Origin of the sequence: Pokkaliibacter plantistimulans (genome assembly GCF_003194385.1) — a bacterium.
In the GTDB taxonomy this organism is placed as follows: Bacteria; Pseudomonadota; Gammaproteobacteria; order Pseudomonadales; family Balneatricaceae; genus Pokkaliibacter; species Pokkaliibacter plantistimulans.
Window position 1 is genome coordinate 1 of the sequence record NZ_LAPT01000148.1, and the last position, 8,765, is coordinate 8,765.

Genomic DNA, 8,765 nt, shown 5'->3' on the forward strand with positions numbered 1-8,765 from the left:
TTCAACAGCCTGTTAAAGGGATAGATCACGCATCAACAGGGCATATTGCAGATCGCTCTCTACTGGCATGTGAACGCGCACACGATGACCGGACCCGGGAGCCGCTTCAATCTGCTGCCCATTGAGGCTATTGAGATTATCAAGCTGGAAACGGCGGTTACCTGCCGGCGTCATCAGCTCAACGGTATCGCCAACCGCAAAACGATTCTTCACGTCAAACTCAACCCAGCCCTGAGCGGCATCCCACGCCAGCACTTCGGCGACAAATTGCTGGTGCACTCCCACCGAATTGCCGGTCTGATAATTTTGATATTCATCGTGCACGTGGCGTCGATAGAAACCTTCGGTGTAGCCACGGTTGGCCAGATTTTCCAGCTCATCCATCAGCGCCATATCAAAGGGGCGTCCCGCCACCGCATCATCAATGGCCTTTCGGTACACCTGAGCGGTCCGAGCAACGTAATAATGCGACTTGGTACGTCCCTCGATCTTCAGAGAATGCAGACCATGGCGGACAAAGGTCGGCACATGCTGAACAGCACGCAGGTCTTTGGAGTTCATGATGTAGGTGCCGTGTTCATCCTCGTAAGCAGGCATATATTCGCCCGGGCGTGTTGCTTCCTGCAGCAGCACCGGAGCCACCTCTTCAATACCAAGGGGATCACACTGCTGCACCGGAATCAGATCGCCCTTGTCATCCTCAACCGCCTGATGGGCGTCATATTTCCAGCGACAGGCATTGGTGCAGGTGCCCTGATTCGGATCACGATGGTTAATGTATCCAGAAAGCAGACACCGTCCTGAATAGGCGATGCAGAGCGCACCGTGGACAAAAACCTCCAGCTCCATTTCCGGCACCTGCTGGCGTATTTCCGCAATTTCGTCGAGTGACAACTCACGCGACAGGATGATGCGTTTGATGCCCTGCTGCTGCCAGAACTTTACCGCTGCCCAGTTCAGTGTATTGGCCTGCACCGACAAATGGATGGTCTGCTCCGGCCAGCGCTCGCGCACCATCATGATCAAGCCCGGGTCAGACATGATCAGCGCATCCGGCGCCATGGCGACCACGGGCTCCATATCCCGCAGATAGGTTTTCAGCTTGGCATTGTGCGGCGCAATGTTGCTGGCCACATAAAACTGCTTGCCATGAGCATGGGCGAACTGAATCCCTTGCTGCAGATGGTTCAGATCAAAGTCGTTATTACGTACGCGCAGACTATAGCGTGGCTGTCCGGCGTAGACCGCATCAGCGCCGTAGGCATAGGCGTAATGCATACTTTTCAGAGTACCAGCGGGAGAAAGGAGTTCAGGTGTACGGATCGAAGTCATTGCAGAGTCGGACATGGCGTGGCGGTGTTGATAGTGATAAGGAGATGAGAGCGCCCAATGTCGCTCTCAAAAAGGCCATCATTTTACGCTATGACCTTACAAAGGAAATGGACTTTAGCACCTTATACCGACATGGATCAGTACTTCGTTGATGTCCACTGCTGACGTAGAGCTCAACCGTATCGGTGGACCAGGTGAATCCTTCATCAAGCGCCTGCCCTTCGAGATTTGCCTCAGCGCCACCATTTAGCCAGCCTAACGTGACATGCGGCACGAAGTCCCGCTTATCATCCACACCGATCACACCAGCAGCAGAGACCCCGTCCATGACTGACTGCCTGAGCATCGCAAGCTCGGGAGTCAACACGGGAAAGGCTCCAACCAGCGTCCGATGACGACCCACAGCCCAGGGTCTCAGCTCACCTGGCTGCAGCGTCACAGCCCGCTCAAGTGCAGTCTTTTGCAAGCTCAGGTTCACCTGCTCCACCATCGGTGCAATCCGCTCGACCACTACATCACCAAGAAACACCAGAGTGAGATGTACATCAGCAGCGGGATGTACTGAGCGCAGCGAGTCAGGGCATAACGCCAGCAGACGCCCTGCCAAAGGCTCAGGCACCTTGATCCCCCAGAACAATCGCAATGATTCAGTCTGCTGCACGTGGTACCTCGACCTCCACAGGGCGTGGACAGATTCTTAACGACGCTTGACCAGATCCTCGATACGCACCAGGCGCTGGTTGATTTGCTGACGGAAGCTGTCAATAGACCGGATAGCATCCTCAGTCTGACTGATACGCTCCTCCATCGCCGACAGGCGGATCTCACTATCCTGCGAAGAAGTACTGCGTTGAGCCCCCTTCAGTGCCTGTTGCTGACTGGCAAGCTGTTTACCCTGGCTGGCCAGGTCCGACTTGAGTGAGGCAATACTGGCGCTGAGATTATCCTGTGCCTGTTTCAGTTCATTCAGCTCAGCGACTTGCGCAGAACTCAGCTGGCCTGTAGCAGTGCTGTTGTGATCAACCCTGGTCTGCATGTCCTGCAGCTGTTTATCCAGCAGTGCCAGCTGGGTACCCAGTTTACTCTGTACATCAGCCACCGTACTTTCTACCGTGGTCAGTCGATCCAGCACCTCACCCCGTCCTTTGTCCAGCAGGTCAAGGCGTTGCGATAGCGCATCGAACTGGCTGGATTGCGCAGATATGCGCTCACTCTGGGCATCGAGACTGCGATCCTGATCACCCTGATGATTGGTGATGGACTGTACCTGTGTGACCAGATCCTGTACCTGGCTTTCCAGAGACTTTTGCCACTGCTGATACTGATTGAGCAATTGCTGCTGTTGCTCGGTAATGTACTCCTGACCCAGCTTGACCTGGCTCAGGGTAGACTGCAGCTTCTGCCCGGATTCTGATGTGGTCATCTGACTGGCGCTGAGCAGACCTTCCAGCTGCCCAAGACGCTGACCGGCTTGCTGTAACCGGGCCTGAGTGTCGGTTAACCGTGCTGATAGCTGCTGTTGCTGGGTATAAGACCAATACCCCAGTCCGCCCACAGCGATCAGCAATAGCAGGCTGACTCCCCAGCCTCCTCCTGACTTACCAGTCGCTCGCTGATTACCGGCTGCCACATTCGCCGCTCTGTGCTTACGCTCTTCCGCAGGGCCAAGGCTCGGCAACTCACCGAGTGGGTCCTTCTCATGCATAGACTTACCTTCTTGAATGCTGTTCACAGGATCTGCGAATAACGAGATACCACCGAAATACTGCAGCTAATGAATTGATGTAGCAAAATTTTGATTTCACGCCAAGCGCTCTGCATTGCTCTTGATCGATGCCAGCGAAGGGGCTACGGCAGATTGAGCCCTTCACATAGTGGTTCTACAATGCCTTTTATTCAAGAATGCCGACGAACTCGGGACCGTTGCGATCCCTCCATCTGGATTCACCAATGCGTACACTGCTGTTTTGTTTCATAAGTACGCTGGGATGGCTCTGGCAGCTCAACACACAGGCTGCCGAAACCTGGAATTATCCCTACTGGCACCTCAGTGACTATTTTGCGGCTCACCCAGAGCAAAAAATCCTGAGCGATGCCTTGGCACAGACGGTCGGCGCACCGGCAGTCGCACTTACCTCTCCGCCTTCTCATCCCGTCAAGATCATGATTGTGCAGCCAGGCAATCAGGTTTCAGGCTACTGGAAAACCAATACGGACGTGATCAGCCAGCGCCTCAACGAGTTGCAGATTCCCTTTACCCTGCACGTATTCAATCTGCGCCCTGATGAGCCGCCCAGACAGCAGGAGGCCAAATTAGCACTGGCGCTGAATCAGCACCCGGACTATCTGATTACCACGCTCGACTCCATGCCAGACAAGAAAATGCTGGATCGAGTACTGATTGACGGAAAAACGAAGCTGATCCTGCAGAACATCACGACACCATTGAAAGAATGGGACGCCCCGAAACCGCTGATGTATGTCGGCTTTGACCATGAACTGGGTACACAGCTGCTGACTGATCACTACCTGACCATCCTGCCCAAACACAGCCGGTTTTCCGTCGTCTACTGGTTGCCCGGTTATGTCAGCCAGACTCGGGGGGACACCTTCATCAATCAGATGGAGCAAAAGGGTGAATGGCAGCTTCTCTCTGCTTTTTACACAGAAGGTACACGCAGCTCTGCCTATAAGACGACCGAACGCATTCTGGCACAATCACCGCAGCCATCGATGATATTTGCAGCAGCGACCGATCTGGCAGTGGGTATCAGCGATGCACTAGCTCACCACAGCACCCAACACGGCACAGTGTTATTGAACGGCTGGGGAGGTGGTGACAAGGAGCTGGAGATGCTGAAACAAGGGCTGATAGAAGCCACCGTCATGCGCATGAATGACGACAGTGGCATTGCCATTGCCGAAGCCATACACCTCGACCTGCAGCATCAGCCCGTGCCTCAGGTTTTCTCCGGCAAGATGGTACTGGTGACCAGCCATACTCCTGCCACCGAGCTGCAGTCATTGCGCCAGCATGCTTTCCGCTACTCAGGCATCCAGCAATGAAGCGCTACTCACTATTTGCCTTCTGGCTCTCTGCATTGCTGCTCCTGTCAGGCGCGGGCACCGCATTGATTTATGGTCTCAGCTATCAAAGCGGGCTGAAGCTGGCTGAAGCGGAAACGCAACGCACCTACTCTCAGCACAGCAGCCTGAGCCAGTATCTCTTCAATCAGTACATTCAGGAGCTGGATAAAAGGCTATTAGAGTTCAGCCAGGAAACAGAGGTACTGCAGCAGTCACAGCAATTGAACCAGCAGCGCCTGGACCAGATCTACTACGATAAATACCGCTCTGCCTTTGATCTTCTACTCATCAAATCCAGGACTGGCACGATCGATCTGTCCTCTCCTCTTTACGATACTGATGCGATAAGCAGTCAGCTGAAAGCCTTGCCCAGCAACCAGTGGCGTCTGATCAGCCATCCGCAAACACACTGGACAGCGATGCTGATGGCAAAACCACTGATCAATACCAGAACGGGAGAAATACTGGGGCAGGTCATCGCCGGAGTGGTGATCAATGATAGCTTTGCCCTGATAAAGGCACTGAATGCTTCCTTGACCACGGATGCACAGGGTATAGCGCTGCTGTATAACCAGCGTCTGCTGATCACTTCAGGGCAGATGAATAGCAGCACCACAACGCTGCTCAGTCAGAGTGATCCTGTGAGCCATCCGCTCGTCCAGCACCATGACACGCTGATACTCAACCTGCCACTGCGTATCAATGGCGATGATCTGGGTTTGAATCTGGCCATTTGCTTATCCAGCGCCCCTCTCAATGCCTTTCGTGCCAACCTCAACGAAGTATTGCTGGCGGCCATTCTCACCATACTGCTGCTCTCGGCACTGATCGCCATCCTGGCGTCAAAACTCAGTGTCGGTCCGCTGCACCGGCTGGTGAGTCTGGCACAAAGCCCACACTCAGCAGATACCGAATTCAATCACCCCATCAGCGAATTTGATCTGCTGGGCAAGTTGCTTTCCCAGCTTATCTATACTCTGCAAAGCCGGGAAAGGGACTTACTGGCACTGAACAGAGATCTGGAAGAAGCACGCCATCGCGCCAAAACCCTCAGCCAGCAGCTGATGATGCTGCAGGAACAGGAGCGCAAAACCCTGGCACGAGAATTACATGATGAGCTGGGGCAATGCCTTACCGCAGTCAGCTCCGATGCCTACTTACTCAAGCATCGGATTCAGGACGATGATCTGGCACGCCAGTGTGCTGAATCCATCTATGACACATCCAAGCTCATGTATGACACGGTATATAACCTGATCAGAACTTTGCGCCCCTTGCCACTTGATGAGCTGGGGCTGATAGATGCACTGGTCAATATCCCCATACTCGACACCCTGCAGCAAAAAGGGGTGCAATTCCTGCTGGACGTTCCCGACCCCGAAGAAGTGGAAGCGCTGGACGACAAAACCGCCATTGCACTGTACCGCATTAGTCAGGAGGCCCTGACCAATGTCGCCAAACACGCCTGTGCCGACAATGTGGAATTAACGTTGAGTGTCAATGAGGATGCCGACTGGGTCAGCCTGAAGATATACGACAACGGCATCGGCGTACTGCCGGAAAAAGCCCATCAGCGCTATGGCTTACTGGGTATGCGCGAGCGCGCAGAAAGTCTTGGCGGAACGATGGAGCTGCAGTCGCGAACAGGAGCCGGTACCTGGCTCGAAGTTCATGTCCCTTTTGGTCGCCGGATTATTCCGGCAACCAATCAGCAAGATGTCGCTGACAGCTACGCTTGAACTCTTCAATCTCGCGTTTAAGCCATTGACAGAACTGCACCACGCCCGCCTGACGACGACGCTCTGCATGAGTAAGCAGGACATAGCGTGCAGGAGACGGCACTGCAGGTGCCCACAGCGCCTTGAGCTGACCAGAGTTCAGAGCATCAGCAACCAGCGCCATCCGCCCCATTGCCACTCCTCTTCCCTGTGCCGCGGCTTGCTGTGCCAGCTGCGCAAGGTTGAATATCTGCTCCTGACGCGGCTTCACTTCGGGCAAAGTCTTGGCTTTTAACCACGCACGCCACTCATCGTGAACATCGGCGCCAGCCCAGCCCACGCCATCCAGCAGCCATACCTGATCCTTAAGATATTTTTCCGGTGTGGGCTGAACCCCCTCCGCCAACTTGTCCGCTGCCACGACTGGCAGCAGATATTCTTCCAGCAACACCTCGTCAAAACCAATCGGATATCCCCAGGGGTCATAGCGAATAGCCAGATCGATACCTTCTGCTAATAACTCCCGAGGAGAAAGAGCATGAAACTCCGCCCGCAGAGAGACCTCAATGTCGGGGTACGCAGCAGAGAAACGACCGAGACGCGGCAGCAACCACTGCATGGCAAAAGAAGGGCAGCAACTGACGACCAGCTGGCGGTCCGTTTCGGGACGACGAATCCGGCGAACCTCATCAGAAATTTCTGCTACCACACGTGATGTCAACGCCGCCAGGCGGCGGCCTTCGGGGCTCAGCATAACGCCACGCCCCTGACGAATGAATAGCGATACCCCTAACTGCTGCTCCAGCTGACGCACCTGCTGACTGACAGCGCCTTGGGTAACACAGAGCTCATCGGCGGCTTTGGTGAAACTTTGCAGCCGGGCTGCGGCTTCAAACACCCGCAGGCCGTTCCAGCAAAGGCTATTTAGGATTGGCATTTATATTAGGATTTCTAATTCTAGAGTTAAGGGCATGCACTTATTGGCAGTTTTGAATGCTGTATATTTAATGCAATTTGGCCCACCAAGGCAGCATTATGCAAACAGAAAACCTAATCCGGCAACTACAAAAAAATATTCCTGTTCTCTGGACAAACCCACACTTTCATGACGTTGACAGCACCGATAGTGTCACAGCGGAACTGTCCGGCCTGCGCCTCGAAGCCATTGCACGCTGGCAGTGGCTGGAAAGTTTTATAAAAGAACGCTTTCCAGAACTGCAAAGCACGGCAGGTATTCTGGATGCACCACTCATTGAGCTGCCTGATCAATACCAGCCTCTGGGCGCTCATCCGGAAACGGGACGCTACTTGATTCAAGCGGATCACCAGTTTCCGATAGCAGGCTCTGTCAAAGCGCGCGGAGGCTTTTATGAAGTACTGCTGTTCGCTGAATCACTCGCCAGACAGCATGGACTGCTAAAAGATCTGTCTCCGTCCACAGCTCTGGGCAGTGATGAGGCCAGAGCCTTGTTCAGCCAGTATCGTATTGGCGTCGGCAGCACTGGCAACCTAGGCATGGCCATTGGCCTGATGTCTGCCGCACTGGGGTTTCAGGCAGAAGTACATATGTCAGTGGAAGCCAAAGAGTGGAAAAAGCAGCGCCTTCGCCAACATGGCGTCAAGGTCGTTGAACATTCAGGCGATTATGCCAAAGCGGTGGAAGCAGGCAGACAACAGGCTGAGCTGGATGAAAAAGCCTACTTCGTTGACGATGAGCGCTCTAAAGCCCTGTTTGTGGGCTATAGCACTGCCGCTACCTGTGTGCAGCAAAAGCTGGCAATGCAGAATATTGAAGTCAACGCCGAGCACCCCTTGCTGGTTTACATACCCTGCGGGGTTGGAGGTGCACCAGGAGGTATTGCCTTCGGACTACGGCAGCTATTTGCACCACATGTACACATCTTTTTTGTCGAACCCTGCGCATCCCCCTGCGTACTCGCTAATCTCGCCTCATCTGCACTAGCAAATGAAGACCCTGCCAGGGACGAAGTCAGTGTTTACGATTGGGGATTGAACAACCAGACGATCGCAGATGGCCTGGCAGTCCCTACAGCGTCAGGTTTTGTATGCTCTGTAATGCAACAAAGACTCTCTGGAGTGATGACGGCCAGTGATGAGGAAATGCTTGATCGGCTTCGTCAGCTATACAAACAGACGGGAATTAAGATAGAGCCTTCCGCTGCCGCGGCGTTATTGGGACCAGAGCGGTTGTTGAATACCACCGAAGGACAGACGTACCTGCAGCGCCAGCACATCAATCTATCCAAAGCTACGCACATACTCTGGACGACGGGTGGCAGTTTAGTACCTGAGGAGATATTCAGCTCCTGGCTTGCATAAACAGAAGATAAAACAATGGCAAGTGCTGGATGTTCTGGCACTTTCCAGATCGCGGACAAATAAAAACGGCAAGAAATTGAAATTTCACAAGACAGGGAGAAAGTGAAATTTAATACTGAGTTAATGCAGAAAAAAAGATGAGGATTAAATGGACCGAAGTGGTGGGTGCAAAGAGACTCGAACTCCTGACCCACGCCTTGTAAGGGCGTTGCTCTACCAACTGAGCTATGCACCCACTTCGCACCAGAATGACATCTGGGTTTTAAATGGCGGAGCGGACGGGGCTCG

7 protein-coding genes and 1 tRNA gene are annotated in these 8,765 nt (G+C 53.7%); 3 read left to right on the forward strand and 5 right to left on the reverse strand.

The annotated features are described in order from the left end of the window. Nucleotides 1–12: 12 nt before the first annotated feature. The 3 genes from trhP to WH50_RS24755 all read right to left on the reverse strand — a co-directional run bounded on the left by trhP (nucleotide 13) and on the right by WH50_RS24755 (nucleotide 3,037). Nucleotides 13–1,323, reverse strand: a complete 1,311-nt coding sequence (trhP, locus tag WH50_RS24745) for a prephenate-dependent tRNA uridine(34) hydroxylase TrhP (RefSeq protein ID WP_110190045.1) — start codon at nucleotides 1,321–1,323, stop codon at nucleotides 13–15. Nucleotides 1,324–1,420: 97 nt separating this feature from the next. Continuing rightward, entirely contained in the window at nucleotides 1,421–1,993 is a 573-nt protein-coding gene (locus tag WH50_RS24750; protein ID WP_110190035.1) for a 2'-5' RNA ligase family protein, read from the reverse strand. 36 nt (nucleotides 1,994–2,029) lie between these two features. Next, a complete protein-coding gene (locus tag WH50_RS24755; protein WP_110190037.1) occupies nucleotides 2,030–3,037 on the reverse strand; it encodes a hypothetical protein in 1,008 nt (335 codons plus the stop codon). A 245-nt stretch (nucleotides 3,038–3,282) separates the two neighbouring features. Here WH50_RS24755 and WH50_RS24760 point away from each other — a divergent pair, with 245 nt between their 5' ends. Both WH50_RS24760 and WH50_RS24765 read left to right on the forward strand, forming a co-directional pair. Continuing rightward, entirely contained in the window at nucleotides 3,283–4,398 is a 1,116-nt protein-coding gene (locus WH50_RS24760; protein WP_165838557.1) for a substrate-binding domain-containing protein, read from the forward strand. Next, a complete protein-coding gene (locus WH50_RS24765) occupies nucleotides 4,395–6,158 on the forward strand; it encodes an ATP-binding protein (protein WP_110190041.1) in 1,764 nt (587 codons plus the stop codon). Before WH50_RS24760 ends, WH50_RS24765 begins: the two co-directional genes overlap by 4 nt. Here WH50_RS24765 and WH50_RS24770 read toward each other — a convergent pair. Then, entirely contained in the window at nucleotides 6,112–7,074 is a 963-nt protein-coding gene (locus WH50_RS24770; RefSeq protein WP_104155816.1) for a LysR substrate-binding domain-containing protein, read from the reverse strand. The two genes, WH50_RS24765 and WH50_RS24770, sit on opposite strands and share 47 nt — an antisense overlap. Nucleotides 7,075–7,172: 98 nt before the next feature. Here WH50_RS24770 and WH50_RS24775 point away from each other — a divergent pair, with 98 nt between their 5' ends. Further along, complete coding sequence (locus WH50_RS24775; RefSeq protein WP_110190043.1) at nucleotides 7,173–8,477, forward strand: D-serine ammonia-lyase; 1,305 nt, start codon at nucleotides 7,173–7,175, stop codon at nucleotides 8,475–8,477. Between the two features lie 159 nt (nucleotides 8,478–8,636). Here the strand turns inward: WH50_RS24775 and WH50_RS24780 are convergent. Continuing rightward, nucleotides 8,637–8,712, reverse strand: a tRNA-Val gene (locus WH50_RS24780). Nucleotides 8,713–8,765 lie beyond the last annotated feature (53 nt).

Excerpts from the sequence above, each read along its gene's own strand:
- WH50_RS24760 (WP_165838557.1), top strand. The coding sequence starts at position 3,283 with ATGCGTACACTGCTGTTTTGTTTCATAAGTACGCTGGGATGGCTCTGG.
- WH50_RS24770 (WP_104155816.1), bottom strand. The coding sequence starts at position 7,074 with ATGCCAATCCTAAATAGCCTTTGCTGGAACGGCCTGCGGGTGTTTGAA.
- WH50_RS24775 (WP_110190043.1), top strand. The coding sequence starts at position 7,173 with ATGCAAACAGAAAACCTAATCCGGCAACTACAAAAAAATATTCCTGTT.
- WH50_RS24765 (WP_110190041.1), top strand. The coding sequence starts at position 4,395 with ATGAAGCGCTACTCACTATTTGCCTTCTGGCTCTCTGCATTGCTGCTC.
- WH50_RS24755 (WP_110190037.1), bottom strand. The coding sequence starts at position 3,037 with ATGCATGAGAAGGACCCACTCGGTGAGTTGCCGAGCCTTGGCCCTGCG.